Annotated in this window: 18 protein-coding genes; 1 reads left to right on the top strand and 17 read right to left on the bottom strand. The window is 56.4% G+C overall.

Going from position 1 to position 15,469, the window contains the following annotated elements; translation table 11 throughout:
* Nucleotides 1-14: 14 nt before the first annotated feature.
* Nucleotides 15-734, bottom strand: a complete 720-nt coding sequence (gene ctrA, locus PH7735_RS11985; RefSeq protein ID WP_058311603.1) for a response regulator transcription factor CtrA — start codon at nucleotides 732-734, stop codon at nucleotides 15-17.
* A gap of 95 nt (nucleotides 735-829) precedes the next feature.
* Entirely contained in the window at nucleotides 830-1,108 is a 279-nt protein-coding gene (gene sciP, locus PH7735_RS11980) for a CtrA inhibitor SciP (RefSeq protein WP_058311602.1), read from the bottom strand.
* Nucleotides 1,109-1,231: 123 nt separating this feature from the next.
* Between sciP and mnmA the strand changes: the two genes are divergently transcribed.
* Nucleotides 1,232-2,377 carry a tRNA 2-thiouridine(34) synthase MnmA gene (mnmA, locus tag PH7735_RS11975; RefSeq protein WP_058311601.1) on the top strand — a complete coding sequence of 382 codons (1,146 nt, stop codon included), beginning with the start codon at nucleotides 1,232-1,234 and terminating at the stop codon, nucleotides 2,375-2,377.
* Nucleotides 2,378-2,381: 4 nt separating this feature from the next.
* Here mnmA and PH7735_RS11970 read toward each other — a convergent pair whose 3' ends face one another.
* The 15 genes from PH7735_RS11970 to pyrH form a co-directional block, all read right to left on the bottom strand.
* Complete coding sequence (locus tag PH7735_RS11970; RefSeq protein ID WP_058311600.1) at nucleotides 2,382-2,684, bottom strand: hypothetical protein; 303 nt, start codon at nucleotides 2,682-2,684, stop codon at nucleotides 2,382-2,384.
* 56 nt (nucleotides 2,685-2,740) lie between these two features.
* A complete protein-coding gene (locus PH7735_RS11965) occupies nucleotides 2,741-3,307 on the bottom strand; it encodes a hypothetical protein (protein ID WP_158503219.1) in 567 nt (188 codons plus the stop codon).
* Nucleotides 3,308-3,324: 17 nt separating this feature from the next.
* A complete protein-coding gene (gene lpxB, locus PH7735_RS11960; protein WP_058311598.1) occupies nucleotides 3,325-4,482 on the bottom strand; it encodes a lipid-A-disaccharide synthase in 1,158 nt (385 codons plus the stop codon).
* The gene (locus tag PH7735_RS11955; protein ID WP_058311597.1) at nucleotides 4,482-5,285 is read right to left on the bottom strand and encodes an LpxI family protein; all 804 of its coding nucleotides are present in this window, start codon (nucleotides 5,283-5,285) and stop codon (nucleotides 4,482-4,484) included. The genes lpxB and PH7735_RS11955 overlap by 1 nt, the downstream gene beginning before the upstream one ends.
* Nucleotides 5,286-5,289: 4 nt before the next feature.
* Nucleotides 5,290-6,087, bottom strand: coding sequence for an acyl-ACP--UDP-N-acetylglucosamine O-acyltransferase (gene lpxA / locus PH7735_RS11950; protein ID WP_058311596.1), 798 nt, complete (start codon nucleotides 6,085-6,087; stop codon nucleotides 5,290-5,292).
* A gap of 6 nt (nucleotides 6,088-6,093) precedes the next feature.
* Complete coding sequence (fabZ, locus tag PH7735_RS11945; RefSeq protein WP_058311856.1) at nucleotides 6,094-6,558, bottom strand: 3-hydroxyacyl-ACP dehydratase FabZ; 465 nt, start codon at nucleotides 6,556-6,558, stop codon at nucleotides 6,094-6,096.
* 72 nt (nucleotides 6,559-6,630) lie between these two features.
* Nucleotides 6,631-7,188 (bottom strand): OmpH/Skp family outer membrane protein, encoded by a 558-nt coding sequence (locus PH7735_RS11940; RefSeq protein WP_058311595.1) that lies wholly within the window; start codon nucleotides 7,186-7,188, stop codon nucleotides 6,631-6,633.
* Nucleotides 7,189-7,194: 6 nt separating this feature from the next.
* Complete coding sequence (gene bamA / locus PH7735_RS11935) at nucleotides 7,195-9,546, bottom strand: outer membrane protein assembly factor BamA (RefSeq protein ID WP_082645227.1); 2,352 nt, start codon at nucleotides 9,544-9,546, stop codon at nucleotides 7,195-7,197.
* Between the two features lie 176 nt (nucleotides 9,547-9,722).
* Nucleotides 9,723-9,857 carry a hypothetical protein gene (locus tag PH7735_RS21165; RefSeq protein ID WP_267885808.1) on the bottom strand — a complete coding sequence of 45 codons (135 nt, stop codon included), beginning with the start codon at nucleotides 9,855-9,857 and terminating at the stop codon, nucleotides 9,723-9,725.
* Nucleotides 9,858-9,967: 110 nt separating this feature from the next.
* Nucleotides 9,968-11,314, bottom strand: a complete 1,347-nt coding sequence (gene rseP, locus PH7735_RS11930; RefSeq protein ID WP_058311594.1) for an RIP metalloprotease RseP — start codon at nucleotides 11,312-11,314, stop codon at nucleotides 9,968-9,970.
* Nucleotides 11,315-11,322: 8 nt separating this feature from the next.
* Nucleotides 11,323-12,495 carry a 1-deoxy-D-xylulose-5-phosphate reductoisomerase gene (gene dxr / locus PH7735_RS11925; protein WP_058311593.1) on the bottom strand — a complete coding sequence of 391 codons (1,173 nt, stop codon included), beginning with the start codon at nucleotides 12,493-12,495 and terminating at the stop codon, nucleotides 11,323-11,325.
* Entirely contained in the window at nucleotides 12,495-13,286 is a 792-nt protein-coding gene (locus PH7735_RS11920; RefSeq protein WP_058311592.1) for a phosphatidate cytidylyltransferase, read from the bottom strand. The genes dxr and PH7735_RS11920 overlap by 1 nt, the downstream gene beginning before the upstream one ends.
* The gene (gene uppS, locus PH7735_RS11915) at nucleotides 13,283-14,008 is read right to left on the bottom strand and encodes an undecaprenyl pyrophosphate synthase (RefSeq protein ID WP_058311591.1); all 726 of its coding nucleotides are present in this window, start codon (nucleotides 14,006-14,008) and stop codon (nucleotides 13,283-13,285) included. The genes PH7735_RS11920 and uppS overlap by 4 nt, the downstream gene beginning before the upstream one ends.
* 18 nt (nucleotides 14,009-14,026) lie before the next feature.
* Nucleotides 14,027-14,590, bottom strand: coding sequence for a ribosome recycling factor (gene frr, locus PH7735_RS11910; RefSeq protein WP_058311854.1), 564 nt, complete (start codon nucleotides 14,588-14,590; stop codon nucleotides 14,027-14,029).
* A 59-nt stretch (nucleotides 14,591-14,649) separates the two neighbouring features.
* Nucleotides 14,650-15,384, bottom strand: coding sequence for a UMP kinase (gene pyrH / locus PH7735_RS11905; protein WP_058311590.1), 735 nt, complete (start codon nucleotides 15,382-15,384; stop codon nucleotides 14,650-14,652).
* Between the last annotated feature and the right edge of the window lie 85 nt (nucleotides 15,385-15,469).

Raw genomic sequence — 15,469 nt, 5'->3', positions numbered from 1 at the left:
CCTAGCGGTCGATATCAAGCCCTAAGCGCGAGACGTTCTTCATCTTCATGTGTGACCGGCTGTGGATCACGCAGAACGTAGCCGCGCCCCCAAACGGTTTCGATATAATTGTCCCCACCCGTGGCTTCGGACAGTTTTTTGCGCAATTTACAGATAAAGACATCGATGATTTTCAACTCAGGCTCATCCATGCCACCGTAAAGATGGTTTAAAAACATCTCCTTGGTTAACGTTGTGCCTTTGCGCAAAGATAGCAATTCGAGCATTTGGTATTCTTTACCGGTCAGATGAACGGGGCTATTGTCGACATCAACGGTTTTTGCGTCCAGATTTACGGACACCTTGCCGGTGCGGATCACAGACTGTGAATGACCTTTTGACCGCCGAATGATGGCGTGAATACGCGCAACCAGTTCTTCACGGTGAAACGGCTTGGTCAGATAATCATCCGCTCCAAACCCGAAGCCTTTGATTTTACTGTCTGTATTGTCATCTCCAGACAGGATCAGAATCGGGGTCTCGATCCGTGCCAACCGCAGTTGTCGCAGCACATCGTGCCCATTCATGTCAGGCAAGCCCAGATCCAGAAGGATCAGGTCGTAATCATAGAGCTTTGCCAGATCAATCCCTTCCTCCCCGAGATCGGTCGCATAAACATTCAGATTAGCGTGGGTCAGCATCATTTCGATGCTTTTCGAGGTTGCGGGATCGTCCTCTACCAACAAAACGCGCATGGAAAACTCCTTGCTCAACAGGTCCAGATTGGGGTTAACCCTGATCAAAAAAGGTTAATCCGCGGTTACCACTTTCTGGAAAATAGCAAAACAACCTAAAGTTGTCTATATCTTTGCGTATTTGTCGCTTTAAGTGCATCAACGCCGTGAACACTGACGGCATTGACCCATTCCGAGAACTCTTCTTCGCTCAAACTGTAGCGGCGCAAGGCGTCGGTTTTCGAAATCAACCCGTATGCCACCCCCTTTACAACCGCCGCCTTTCGGGACGCAACCCATCGTCGCGTATTTGCGGGCGGCAGGTCGGCCTGGCTCATCACCTGGCCATTGTGAAGTGTAACTGTGCGTGGACATTCAACTTTCTTAAGATACATCACCCTTCCCTCTCATAGATGCTGTGATGCTGGCGCATCGTGTTTAACGGGGAATGAAACTGCCTCTTGAGAGTAGTTAGGATTTTCCTATATTCTTGGCGACTTCCCAGAGGAGCGACTCACATGGCGCTGGACACCGAAATGGAACTGAACTCGCTTGGCTTTGCCAAACCCCCATCAGAAACCCGCGTGGTGGTTGCCATGTCCGGAGGCGTGGACAGCTCTGTTGTCGCGGCCAAGCTCGCAGACGAAGGGTATGACGTGGTTGGCGTCACCCTGCAGCTTTACGATCATGGTGCAGCGCTTGCCAAAAAAGGGGCGTGCTGTGCCGGCATCGATATTCACGATGCGCGCCGTGTGGCCGAAGAAAAAGGCTTCCCGCATTATGTTCTCGACTATGAGAACATCTTTCAGGATGCGGTCATTGACGAGTTCGCAGAAAGCTATCTTGCGGGCGCCACCCCTGTGCCCTGCATCCGTTGCAACGAGCGTGTGAAGTTCAAAGACCTGCTGGAAACCGCGAAAGACCTTGATGCGGATTGTATGGCGACGGGCCATTACATCCAGCGCAAGGTTGGTCAGAACGGGGCCGAACTGCACTCTGCGGCGGATGCCCGCCGTGACCAAAGTTATTTCCTGTTTTCGACGACACCGGAACAGCTGGACTATCTCCGGTTTCCGCTGGGCCACCTGCCGAACAAAGACGCAACCCGCGCACTTGCCGCCGAATACGGGCTGGCCGTGGCAGACAAACCGGACAGCCAGGATATCTGTTTTGTGCCAGACGGAAACTATGCTTCTGTCATCGAAAAGCTGCGCCCCGGGGCGATTGAACCCGGCGATATCGTGGATCACGAGGGCAATGTCCGTGGCACCCACAATGGTGTCATTCACTATACCATCGGTCAGCGCCGCGGCATTGGCATCGGTGGCCTGAGCGAGCCGCTTTATGTGGTCAAGCTGGACGTTGACAAAAAGCAGGTCATCGTCGGCCCGAAAGAGATGCTGACCACGCGGATTATCCCTGTGCGCGAAATCAACTGGTTGGGTGATGAACCCTTCGAAAGCCGCAAGGAATGGACGCTGTCCGTCAAGGTGCGCTCAACACGCCCACCACGCGAAGCCATCATTCGCCCGACCGGCCCGACAACTGCCGAAGTGGAACTTCTGACCGCCGAAGAAGGCGTTTCTCCGGGTCAGGCCTGTGTGTTCTACTCAAATGAAAGCAGCCGCATCTTTGGCGGTGGCTGGATCTGGCGCGGGTACTGATCCCCTAGCCACAGTCGTTTAGAATGGCGATCTGCATCCATCCGGGATCGCCACCTTGCCAGATGTCTTCCTGTGTGAGGTCATGTTTGACCCAATACCAGTCCTCGACCTGTTCTGGCGCAAGGTCTTGTTGTGGAAACTGCACAAGGTCTTGTGACGGAACAATCCGGATGATCGCGGACTGTTCCGTTGGCAACTCATAAAGCGCGGCATCTTTCATAACGCTACACGCCAGTGTCGCATGTGCGGAACTGGTGCAAAAGACCATCAGGCACATCGCCCCGATCAGTTCTGGCAGATATCTCATTTGCATTCCCCCCAACGTTTTTTACCTGCACAGAGTGCGGCGAAAGCCGTTTGGGGTCAAACGAGGGTGTCGGTTCCGCTGTTGGCCAACACATAAAGACCCACCGCAATCATAGCGTAGGGGCCAAATCGTTCCAGTTTTTTGACGAGCGGGCTGCCCTCGCGTGCATTTTCAACAAGCCGCACCCCCACAAAGCCAAGGGTCAATGCAGCAACGCCCGCGCCGAACAGGGCCGAAACACGGAACGCAGGCTGGCTGTCTGCCAACAAGGGGGCAAAGGCTGCAAAACTGTCTGTAGACAAGCTCGCAAACAAGACGAAACAGGCCAGAAACGTGCCCCTTTTGAGGTCTGCCGGCTGATCCGCGTTTTCATCAGCGTGCCACTGTCCCCAGACGCCCCAAAGGCCCAGCCCCAAGGGAATGATCCCAAGATAGCCTGTCCAGCCGGGAATTGCAGTCTCGACGCCCTCGGCAACGGCCAATGCCCCGCCCAGCACCAGAACCTGCGCGGCGCCAAAGCCGCCGAGAACCCGTGTGCGCGGTGCCGTAAGAAGCAGGCCCACCATGACCGCCAGATTGTCGAGGTTGGTGGCAATCAACGCAAGTGCGGCGGACGCTGCCATGCTCAGGTGTGCAAGCATTACCCTTCAAGACCTTCCAGAACGGCCCTTGCAGCCCTCAGGCCGGGGCGCTCGGCCCCTTGGCCAAGACGTTGCATGGTCAAGGCCATGGCTTCTGTCTGGGCAGAGGGATTGCCCAACACATCCAGAATGGCAGGGGCAATGTTTTCGGGTTTGAAAGATGGCCCAAGGAATTCGGGCACAACCCGCGTGTCCGAGACAAGATTTACAAGCGTCACCGTATCGATCAGCGCGGCACGGCTCATGATCTGCCAGCTCAACCAGCTCATGTCATAGGCAATAACCATCGGTGTCGCATTGGCGGCAAGTTCCAGCGACACCGTACCGGACGCCGCAAGCGCCACATCCGCTGCCCGAAAGGCCGCCCGTTTTCTGGCAAGTGCCACATCAGGCGCCACATCGTTTGGATCAAGAACAACGGGGGCATGTGCCCAGTCAGAGACAAGCTCTTTGACCAATCCGGCAACCGGCCCCGCCGCAGGCAGAACCACACGTAGATCCGGTTTTGCGGCCACCAGTTTTTCGACAACCTCGCCAAAGGCAGGCGTCAGACGCGAGACCTCGCCACGGCGCGATCCCGGCAGCGCAATCAACAAAGGTGCGTCCCCGATCCCGTGGTCATCGCGAAACGCCTGAACCTCGCCCTCCGGCGCAACAGGTTCCGACACCACGGGGTGGCCGACAAAATCACACCGCATGCCCACCGCTTCCATATACGGTGGCTCGAACGGCAAAAGCGCCAAAACCTGATCAATAACACGCGCCATTTTAACCGCGCGTTTCGGACGCCATGCCCAAACCGAAGGGGCGACATAGTGCACAGTGCGGATATTGCTTTTTGCTTTGACCTCTTTGGCCACCCGCAAACAAAAATCCGGACTATCGATGGTGATCAAGACATCCGGCTGTGCGGCAAGCACGGCCTCGGCTGTCTGATGCATACGGCGTTTCAGGTGACGGTACTTGGGCAAGACCTCGGCGATGCCCATCACGCTCAGCTCATCCATCGGGAACAGGCTTTGCATGCCCTGGGCCTGCATCAAAGGACCTCCGACGCCGGAAAACCGAACATCTGGTGCCACCTCTTTCAGGCCCTCCATAAGGGCCGCGCCCAGCCTGTCGCCAGACATTTCTCCGGCAACAAGAAAGACGTTCATCACAGAACCCGCGCCATTAGGAACAGACCGGTCTCTTCCAGCGCCTGCAGGGTGGCTGGCCTGTCCAGAACCAAGACCTTGCCCGCGGAGACCATAATACCCTCAAGCCCGGCCGCCGCAGCGTTGCGCACGGTTTCGGGGCCGATAGCAGGCATGTCTACACGCAAGTCCTGTCCGCGTTTGGGGGCCTTGACCAGAACGCCGCCCTGACCACGGCGCAAATGCGCAGGTGTGTCCCCGACAAAGCGCAGCAAGGCGTCGGTGCCCTGAAGCGTTTCGATGCCCAGAACAAGACCACCCGCAACAACCGCCCCCTGCCCGACATCCAGCGGCGACAGCGCCAACAGTATGTCAGCCGCGCGGCTGGCATCGGCAAGTTGCGCTTTGCTGGGCTCGGCACCGGCAATCACGCCGTCTTCGGCCGTGATTTGCGGAAGAAGTTCATGGGCACCAACCACGCTAAACCCTTGTTCTTCGAACACGGCGATGATCAGGCGCAGGATTGCGTCATCCCCGCCCTGCATTGCCGCCATCAGGCGTGGCGCTAGCTGCATCATGAAGGGATCAAGCTGTGCCGGATCCAACGCGGGCCGTGACATGGCACCCGCCAGCACAACACGGGTGACGCCTTGTGCCTTCAAATCCTCAAACAGGGTTCCAAGCTTTTCGAACCGATGTTCGGCCAGCGGCGCAGTCATTGCATTGTCGACGCCGTGGAACACAACATGGATGGCTTCGGGGTGGGCTTCGGCCAGCATGACAGGCAATGCGCCCGCCCCTGACAGGATCGCGAGATCAGTCATCGGTTTATCCCGGTGTCAGGAACGACCGGTCCGTGTCGCCCGTGATGAACTTTACGATTTCGTCAACATATTCGCTGTCGAATTCTTCGCCCATACGCTTGGCCCGTTCCTGAAACGCGCCTTCGCCCTGTGCCATCATCTGGAACGCGGCCCGCAGGGCTGTGATATCAGACCGTGCCACACCACGACGTTTCAGACCGACAAGATTCAAACCATCCAGCTGACCGCGTGGCCCCTGAACCAGACCATAAGGGATCACATCATTTGTCACCATCGACACAGCGCCGATAATGGCGCCGCGGCCAATCCGTACCCATTGGTGGATACCAGACAGCCCGCCGATGATCACGTCGTCTTCGATCACGCAATGCCCCGCAACCGCAGAACAGTTTACGACAATCACACGGTCGCCAATAATAGCGTCATGTGCGATGTGACAACCGGCCATAAACAACCCGTCGTCGCCAATCTTGGTCATGCCACCACCACCCTCGGTGCCGGTGTTCATTGTAACGTGCTCGCGAATGCGGTTGCGTTTGCCGATCACAAGAGCCGACGCTTCGCCTTTGAACTTGAGATCTTGCGGGATTTCGCCAATGACCGAGAAAGAGAAGACAACCGTGTCTTCCCCGATCTCTGTGTTGCCAGTCACGACAACGTGGGATTTCAGCTCGACACCCGCGCGCAGCACGACGTTCGAACCCACCACGCAAAACGGACCAACGATACACCCCGCAGCGATTTCTGCGCCGTCTTCAATTACCGCGGACGGATGAACCTGTGCTTCTTGGGAAACAGCCATTGCGGATTACTCCTTGGGCAAGTCCATCATTGCAGTAAATTCGGTTTCACAGGCCATTTCGCCGTCAACGGTGGCAACGCCAGAGAACTTCCACACCTTGCCGCCGGGCTTGCCACGCACCGTGGTCAGACGCATTTCCAGCTGATCTCCCGGAACAACCATGCGGCGGAATTTGCATTTGTCGATCGACATGAAATAGACCAGCAATTCCTTGTCGGCCATATCCAGAGCAACACCCACCATAACAGCAGCGGTTTGCGCCATGGCTTCGGCAATCGTCACGCCGGGCATGATCGGCTTGCCGGGAAAATGGCCCTGAAAATGGGGCTCGTTCATGGTGACGTTTTTGATGCCGGTCGCCGAATGATAGCCATCGATGTCCACGACCTTGTCCACCAGGAGGAAAGGATAGCGGTGCGGGATAATCCGCTGGATCAATTCAATATCGGCTGTCTTCAGTTGTTCGGTCATCGCGACCTCCTGGAATTTGCTTTTGTTCTTGGAAAACAGCCCTAGCAATCCCAGCCCTTCAGGGCAAGCGGATCAGGGGTCGCGCTGCAATTGTGCGCCGTCTCCGATTGCCGCATTCAGCCTTGCGATTGCCTGCTCTGTGATATCAATCGAGTCATTGGAAGCGAGAATGGACCTGCGTTCCAAAATCACCGAAGCGCCGGCCTCTTGCATCAGTTCAACAAGAACGGGACGCGCGGCCTGTACGAATACGGCCTGTTCCTGCTCTCGGCGCTCGCCGATGGATCGGGCCTTGGTATCCTGAATGCGGCGAATGTCCTGAACACGCCGGTCAAAGGCATCGGCCACGGCCCGAAAATCTTCTGGTGTCATATTCTTGCGCTGTTCCGTCAGCTCTTTTTCTTCCGCGGCAAGTTCCGCTTCGATCTTGCGATTCTCGGCAAGCAGCACGGATTGATCCGCCTCCATCTCACTGGCAACGCGCGCCCCAAAAGACGAACCGGCATACAGCCGTTCGGAATCAATCGTCAAAATCGGAGTGATGACACGCACGCCCGACTGAGCAGAAGCAAAAACGGTCCCGATCACAAGGATCAGGACCGCCAGAGTAAAGGTATAAGCCTTGGTCATGCCGGATCAGAACCGTGCTTCAAGCGTGAAGTCAAAGTTCTGTTCTTTGTCGAATTGTTCTTTCTTCAAAGCTTTGGAGAAGTTGAAACGCATCGGACCAACTGGTGTTTCCCAGAACAGGGAGAAACCGATCACTTGGCGCAGGCTGAAGTCTTCATAAAGGACATTCGCAGATGTTTGATCCAGTCCCCAGACCGACCCGATGTCAAAGAAGATACCGCCATCAATGCCGTACTCTTCTGGCAGACCCAGAGGGAACTCGGCTTCAAAACGGGCCACCGCAAAATAGTTCCCGCCCAAGGCATCGTCCTGCGTTGCAGAGACGCCGATCTCGCGCGGGCCGATACCATAGGGTTCAAAGCCCCGCATTTGCTGTGAGCGGATGTTGAAACGGTCGTTCACGCGGCTGTCTTTGTTCGGTGAGTACAAGGCCCCACCTTCAAGGCTTGCCCGCAACGTGATTTCCTCGTGGAAAACGCGGGTTTCCGCGACGGCTTTACCGCTTGTGCGAATAAACTCGTAATCCCCGCCAAGACCACCAAAGTCCTGTGACAGCTCGAGCAGGATACCCCGGTTCACGTCAAGACCTTTCCGGCGCGTGTCGTAGGTGTAGGTATACCCGAGCGAGCTTTTCCAGATGTCAGAGCGCGCAGCTTCTGCGTCGATGATAGAGCCGGCAATCGCCTCGGACGAGTCGATCTCCATTTCGACGTTCTGTGCGGTATAGCGCAGGTTCAGGCGTCCATAGTCGCTTACCGGGAACTCAATCGACGGGCGGAATTCGCCAACGGTGTTCGCAAAACGAACCTCGTCTGTATCCGCTTCCTGGAAGCTCAGACGGAAGCCAGCCGCGAGATCCCGACCAAGGAAGGCCGGTTCTGTAAAGCTGAAGACATAGTCGTTGATTTCAGATGCGGTCGAGAACGACAGGCTGAGCGCTTGTCCGCGACCCAAAAAGTTCGTCTCGGCAAAACGTACCACAAGACCAATACCGTCGTTGGTCGAATAGGTACCACCAAACGACAGCGAACCGGTGGGTTGCTCTACAACGTCCACGTCAACAACAACACTGTCCGGTGACGACCCCTCGCGGGCGTTCACTTCGGCATTCTCAAAGAAGCCCAATGCGCGAATGCGCTCGGCGCTTTCGCGGATTTCACGCGGGTTGAAGGGATCGCCTTCCACAGCGCGGAATTGGTGGCGGATAACCCGATCAAGAGTTGTCGTGTTGCCTTCGATATCGATGCGTTCGATGAAGATACGTGGACCACGTACAATTGCGAACTCGACATCAAGCGTCAGATCACGCTCGTTTCGTGTTATGCGCGGATCAACCCGCACAAAATCCAGCCCCTGCTTGATCGCCAGATTTTCCAAACGCGCAATGGAGCTTTCGACCAGGGACGGTGTGTAAACCACGCCGGGCTTGATCTTCAGGGCATCCAGATACTCTTCGGGATCAGCAGCAGCGATTTCGCTGGTGGCGGTGATCTGACCAAATTTGAACTGTTGTCCTTCCTGAATGTTGAAGGACACGAAATAGCCATCACGCTCGCGCGCCAATTCGGCATTTACACCGACAGTCCTGAAGTCAACATATCCGCGCGAAAGGTAAAAGTCGCGCAGGACCTGTTTGTCAAACTCGACTCGATCAACAACAAACGTATCTTGCTGGATCAGACGACGCAGAATGCCCGCCTGTTTTGTGCCAAGAACACGACGCAGGCGACGGTCCGAAAACTCTTCGTTGCCAACAAAGCTCACGCGCTCGACTTCAACGACGCCACCTTCGAAGATTTCAAAGATCAGGTCCGCACGGTTGTCGCTGCGGCGGATGATACGCGGGGTGATGCGGGCCGACAAACGACCGGCCTGTGCGTATGCAGTTGCAATGTTGGTTGCATCGCGTTCGGCAATTGTGGGGTTCAACACGCGCCGAGGTTCGGATTCGATAATCCCGTACAAAGCTTCGTCTTTCAGACGGGCATTGCCTTCAAAACGCACAAGGTTGATGGTTGGATACTCGACAACCTTGATCGCCAAGGTCCCGCCGCGCGGTGTGAGTTCAACGCTTTCAAACAATCCGCTCGCCAGTACACGCTGATAAGCCGAATTCAGCTCGCCCGCGTTCACGGTCTGGCCACGTTTGATTCCCGCATAGGTCTCAATCGCACTAGATTCGATCCGTTGATTACCCTCGACCGAAATCGAGCTGAACTGATAGTTCTGCGCCGTGGCAGCGGCAGGCAATAGCAAAAAGAGCGCTGTTATTAATATAAAAAAACCGATCAGATAGTGACGCAGCCAAGAGTTTTCTACGACCTTGGTCCGTGCCTCTGCTCGTGGAAGAGTGTTCATACCACAGTATCCTGCAAGACATCCCAGATGCGATGTCACTAACTTGAATAGAACGCATTGTCAAAAACACACGAGGTCGCGGAGGTCGGAAACTTACCCACAGAGTTATCCACAACCGAAAAACCCCGCAGGATTGCATCTCCTCCGGGGTTCAAACTGGACTGTGTGTCTTGAATTCAAAAGAAGCCGAGCGACCCCAAAAAAGCAGCGCCCATCAGACCGGCCAGAATTGCCATGGGGAATAGCAGACGATCCCAGTTAATGTCGATGAGCAGACCCAATGCGTGGTAACCTTGTTCGATGGTATGCACGGTTTCATTCCTCAAATGCTTTGTTTCCGTGACTCAAAGCTAAGCAAGGAATGGGGCGGAAATTGGGCAGGTTTAAGACAGCTTTGGGAAGCTGCCCTGCCCTCTTCCTTTTATGGGCAGAACAGATCGTTGGTCAGGCCAAACGCCATCATACTCAGAACGATAACCAGTCCCATTGTCATCAAGACGCGCACGACCCCATCGCTTGGGGGGCGACCGGCAACGGCCTCGTAAGCGTAAAAGACCAGATGACCACCATCCAGCATGGGAATCGGGAACAGGTTCAACATTCCGATCGCAGCCGACAGCACGGCGATAAACCAGATAAAGCTCATCGCGCCCTGACTTGCCATGGCACCAGAAGTCTGAGCGATTCCAACGGGTCCGGACAGGTTGCAGGTGCTGATCGCGCCCGTCACCATATGATACAGCCCCGAGATCGAACCTTCGATGATACGGCCCGTCTGGACGACACCGCCCCAGACGGCACTGCCGACACCGGGTGTTTCGGTTGCCGGATCAAAGGCAAGACCACCTCCGATACCGATGCGCCAGTTTGTTTCAAAGCCGCCGCCTGGTTGTGGCTCGTCAACGCGACGCGGCACGAGGGTAAAGTCGATTTCTTCACCACTGCGCCAAACCGTAAGCGACAGGGCGCGGCCCTCTCCGGTTTCAACGGCTTCTTTCAATTCGGAGAAGGCGAGAATCGGACGTTCATCAATCGCGGTGATAACGTCTCCGACTTCCATGCCAATGTTATAGGCCGCAGATTGAGGGGCCAGATGCAACACAATCGGCGGATAGAGATAGGGTCCGGTGGCACGCGCATTTTGACCATCACGGATCACTTCATATTCAAGTGGCGCGGCAATCGGCAGGTCCGTTGCAAAGGCACTGAACCCTTCGGCATCGCCGAAGCTCGGCACCGTCAGCCCGCCAATCGCGCGAATTTCGTCGTCGGCCTGAAGCGTATAGGCCGGTGGCGGCAGATCACGCAGCTCGCCAACCTTAAAGGTGTCTCCCACTTCGCCACGTGTCAGGAACACAGCAGCAAAAACGATGATCGACAGGATAAAGTTGAAAATCGGACCTGCAGCTACGGTCGCGGTCCGCGCCCAAAGAGGCGCGCCATGCATCGTGTGGCGGCGTTCTTCATCGGTCAGATCGGACATGGCTTCATCGTCTTTGCCACTGGCCGCGTTGGCGTCACCTTTGAATTTGACGTATCCGCCCAGAGGAAAAGCAGCGATCTGCCACTTGGTGCCACGCTTGTCATAGCGAGACCAAAGAACCGGACCAAACCCGATGGAAAACACATCGGCGCCGATTCCCGACCAGCGTCCGACGATGTAATGGCCGTATTCATGAATCGCGACGATGACCGATAGCGCCACCACAAAGGCGATCACCACCCAGAAAATGTTCCCGAATCCCGAGATCAGACCAATAATATCCACGTGTTATCCTATGTTTGCCACTCTGCCATGACCTCGTCGGCCCTCTTGCGTGCCAGATGGTCTGTTTGCGAGACGGTATCAAGTGTCATTTCGGCATTAATAAGGCGGGTGTCCACTGACATTCGCGTCAGAACTTTCTCGACCGTTTCCGCCATTTGCAAAAAGCCGATGCGCCCCTCAAGGAACCCGTCCAAAGCGCGCTCCTTTGCTGCGTTGAAAATCGCGCCATTCATCCCGCCAGCTTCGAGCACCTCGTGCGCAAGGCGCAGTGCAGGGTAGCGCACCATATCAGGGTCGCGAAAATGGAACGATCCGATCTTTGCCAGATCCAGCCGTTCCACCGGCAATTTACGCCGCTCGGGCCAATTCAGAGCAAAGCCAATGGCGTGACGCATATCCGGCGGGCCTACGTGCGCCATCAGCGCACCATCGTTAAATCCGACCAGCGCATGGATCATCGATTCAGGATGAACCAGCACCTCGATCATATCATGAGAACACCCAAAGAACTCTTTGGTCTCAATCACTTCAAGCGCCTTGTTAAACATGCTGGCGCTGTCGATCGTGATCCTCTGACCCATGTTCCAGTTTGGATGTGACGACGCCTGCGCCGGGGTGGCCTGGGCCATGTCTTCCAACGACCAATCCCGAAACGCGCCACCGCTTGCAGTGATAATGATGCGCTCGACGGCATCAAAATCCTCGCCGATCAAACCCTGGAAAACGGCAGAGTGCTCGCTGTCGACAGGCAGGATTCTGGCGTTGTGCGCCTTGGCTGTGCCCATGATCAAAGGACCGGCCGTCACCAGCGATTCCTTGTTGGCCAAAGCCAGTGTCGCGCCCTGTTCAAGAGCCTTGAGGCCCGGGGCAAGCCCCGCCGCCCCGACGATTGCCGACATCACCCAATCCGCAGGCCGTGATGCGGCCTCGTCAATTGCGGTCGCGCCTGCTGCCGCTTCGATGCCAGAGCCGTCCAAAGCCGCGCGAAGATCGTCCAGCAACTCGGGAAAGGCCGTTACGGCGACATCGGCCTTCAGACGACGCGCGTCCCGTACCAGTTGAGCCGTGTTACGTCCGCCAGTCAATGCGACCACATCATAGCTTTCGGGATCACGGGCAATCAGGTCAATCGTGTTTTGTCCGATTGAACCCGTCGCCCCGAAAATGGATACTTTTCTCATCAATGCCCCGCAGGCAGTCCTATAAACGTGCCGACCAGCAACACGAACAGGGCCGCCCCCATCATTCCGTCAAACCTGTCCAGAAATCCGCCATGTCCGGGGATCAGATTGGAACTGTCTTTGACACCTGTGTGCCGTTTGATCGCGCTTTCCGCCGCATCGCCCATCTGCGAGAAGAACGACGCGATAATGCTAATAATAACCAAAGGCATAGCGCCGAAAGCTGCACCAACCATGGCCGCAGCCACCCAGCCCCCAATGGTGCCGGACCATGTCTTTTTAGGCGATACCTTGGGCCAGAATTTTGGACCGCCTACAATGCGTCCGACGAAATAGCCCGCCACGTCCGTTGCGATCACCACAAGCACCAGCCAGAGAATCCATTCGATGCCCCGTTGATCGCGCAACACGATCAGACCATAGCAGGCCAACAACAGCGCCGCCGTGTAGGCCCCGTAAATCAGCCGATCCTTTTTCAATTGGGTCGCCCCGACGATTGCAGGCGCAACAAGCACCGCAAAGATCGCCTGCCCCGGCAAAAAGGACGAAGCCACAAACAATGCGACGCCCGACAAACACCCCATCGCAATCGGCAAGGGATCAGACTCTGGGCCCAACATACGGGTCAGTTCCCAAGTCATCACACCTGCGATCAGTGCGACAAAGGCATGAAACCACAATCCGCCAAGCCAGACTTCAACAATTCCGACTGCTGCAAGAACCAGAGCCGACAAAATGCGAAGACGCAAATCCCCCCACTTCCCTTCGGGCTTTCCAGAGGCCGCACTCATGCGGTCACCGCGCCAAAGCGGCGGTCACGACCGCCATACCCTGAAACCAGCGTGTGGAATTCTTCTGCCGAAAAGTCCGGCCAAAGTGTGTCGATAAATTCATATTCCGCATAAGCGGATTGCCACAGCAAGAAGTTCGAAATGCGGGCCTCGCCACTTGTACGGATCACCAGATCAGGGTCGGGCAGCACATGGGTATCGAGATACTTGGGCAAGGTTTCTTCATCGACCTTGTTCGGGTCGAGCTTGCCTGCGGCCACGTCCTGCGCCAGCCGGTGCGTGGCCCGTGCCACTTCATCCCGCCCGCCATAGTTCAAGGCAATCGTCAGGTTCGTACCCGTACAATGGGCGGTCAGCTCTTCGGCTTCATCCATCAGGCCGCGCAGTTTTTCGTCAAGCCGCACGCGGTCACCGATAAAGCGGACACGCACGTTGCGCTTCACAAAATCCTGCATTTCCTTGAGAATATAGCGGCGAAACAGGCTCATCAGCCCCGCAACTTCGATCTGGGTCCGTTTCCAGTTCTCTGTCGAAAACGCAAATATCGTCAGATACTTCACGCCGTTCGACGGACAGGCTTCGACGATTTCACGCACACGCCGCGCGCCAGCGTGGTGCCCAAACAGCCGAGGCCGCCCGCGCGCTTGCGCCCAGCGGCCATTGCCATCCATGATTATCGCGACGTGTCGCGGTCCACTTGCGGGGGGAGAGTCCGATGTCACCTATCCAGCCCTGACCAATCAGACCTGCATGATTTCGGCTTGCTTGTTTTCCAGCGCCGCATCCACGTTCTTGATATAGGTGTCGGTCAGATCCTGAACTTCGGCTTCCCAGAACTTCTGGTCATCTTCCGACAGCCCGTCCGCTTTGGCCTTCTTGACCTGATCCATGCCATCACGGCGCAGGTTGCGCACCGCGACGCGGGCGTGTTCGGCGTATTGCGCAGCAACACGGGCCAGTTCGGTCCGGCGTTCTTCGTTGAGTTCAGGGATCGGCAGCATGACGATTGTGCCATTGGTTTGCGGGTTGATGCCCAAACCGGAATTCATGATCGCCTTTTCAACAGCACCCACCATCGATTTGTCCCATACGTTGATGGTGACCATGCGCGGCTCGGGAACGTTCACTGTCCCGACCTGGTTGATAGGCGTTTTTTGGCCGTAGGCTTCGACCATCACCGGCTCAAGCATCGACGCAGAGGCGCGGCCGGTCCGCAAAGACGCGAATTCCGTGCGCAGCGCGCCGATGGCACCTTCCATACGTCGGGTCAGGTCGGCGGTGTCGAGTTCAAAATCATCTGACATGTTCATGCTCTTTTTGTTTTGCGGCCCGTCGGCCGGTTTCATCTTCTATTCTAAAGGGATCAGCCGACCTTTGTATAGGTGCCCCGTCCTGCGAGAATACCGCGGAAGCCCCCCGGTTCATCCAAGGAGAAGACGATCAGCGGAAGATTGTTGTCACGGGCAAGGGCGATCGCGCTTGCGTCCATCACTTTCAGGCGTTTGGCCAGCACATCATCATAGCTGACCGAGTCATAGCGCACCGCATCCGCGTGTTCTTTTGGATCTTTGTCATAGATCCCGTCGACGCCGTTTTTGCCCATAAAGATCGCTTCGCAGGCCATCTCGTTGGCCCGCAGCGTTGCGGCCGTATCCGTGGTGAAATACGGGTTTCCGGTGCCTGCCGCAAAGATGCAGACCCGCTTTTTCTCAAGGTGGCGCACGGCGCGGCGACGGATATAGGGTTCCGCGACCTCGTCCATACGGATGGCCGAGATCACCCGTGTAAACACGCCGATCTCTTCCAAGGCGGATTGCATTGCCAGGGCGTTCATCACCGTCGCCAGCATTCCCATGTAATCCGCTGTTGTGCGCTCCATTCCTTGCGCAGAACCGGACAGCCCGCGAAAGATGTTGCCGCCACCGATCACCATGCAGATTTCAACACCAAGGTCGCTCACGCGCTTCACTTCTTGGGCGATACGTTGCACGGTTGGCGGATGCAGACCAAATCCCTGGTCCCCCATCAGTGCCTCCCCCGAAATCTTGAGCATTACGCGGCTGAATGTGGTTTCGGGTTCGGGGGTCGCCTCGGTCATGTTGCACTCCATCTGCGCAAAGATTTAGGATCGGGCGCAAAATGTCGGAAAACACGGTCGGATTCAATGGCGAGATACCCAGTCA

Origin of the sequence: Shimia thalassica (assembly GCF_001458215.1) — a bacterium.
Classification (GTDB): Bacteria; Pseudomonadota; Alphaproteobacteria; order Rhodobacterales; family Rhodobacteraceae; genus Shimia; species Shimia thalassica.
This window is presented reverse-complemented; position numbering and strand designations above follow the sequence as displayed.